Here is a 753-nt window from a genome sequence, read left to right as displayed (position 1 = left end):
CTGTCTGCTAACAGATGTCGTTGACCAACTCCACGAGGATTCTAAGAAGATAAATATTGTTGACCGCCTTTCCAGACATCTTGACAAAGGAGTTCCTGCAAAGGCAGCTGTATCCTATCTTCATGCGATTAAAAAATGGGTTCCGGCGGAACCGGTTATTCACATTGATGACAGTGACGTTGTAAAACCAGATGGTTATAAATTTGAAGCTCTTGGCATTGTTCGGGATGGTTCCGAAAGCACATCCACTAAAAATGTTTACAGGAAAGGGTATCATGTCACAGAAGCCTGCGTCCTTACAAAAAGTAATCATCCAGTCAGTATCTTTTCCAGAATCCATTCCTCTTCTGAAAAAGGTTATAAATCCACAAATACCATTACTTTTGATGCAATCCAGCAGAGTGCTGCTCTCTTTGGAAAAGCAACCTTTGCCATGGATCGTGGTTATGACGACAACAAGATGTTTCTTAAGCTTGATGACCTTGGACAGGATTACGTCATCCGCCTTAAGTCCAACCGCAAGCTTTTTTACCATAACAAATGGACTCCTGCGACCCAGCTTCGCAACCGCCGTAAAGGCAAGGTGAAAACCAGTGTTTTCTACAAAGGAAAAGACCATGATGCATACCTCTCCCATGTGAAGGTACAGATTACTGCATCAAGAAAAGATATTTATCTTGTGCTGGTTTATGGCATCACCGAACATCCAATGATGCTTGCCACCAATAAAAAAATTGAATCAAAAGAAGATGT

Annotated in this window: 1 protein-coding gene; it reads left to right on the top strand. The window is 41.7% G+C overall.

The window, feature by feature from the left end:
• On the top strand, positions 1 to 753 hold a 753-nt coding region (locus BN3456_RS15505), incomplete at both ends, for a transposase (RefSeq protein WP_141654472.1).

Source organism: Clostridium sp. C105KSO13 (genome assembly GCF_001517425.1).
Lineage (GTDB): Bacteria > Bacillota > Clostridia > Lachnospirales > Lachnospiraceae > Muricomes.
The sequence above is the reverse complement of the archived record's forward strand: the minus strand, read 5'-3'. Positions and strand labels throughout refer to the sequence as shown.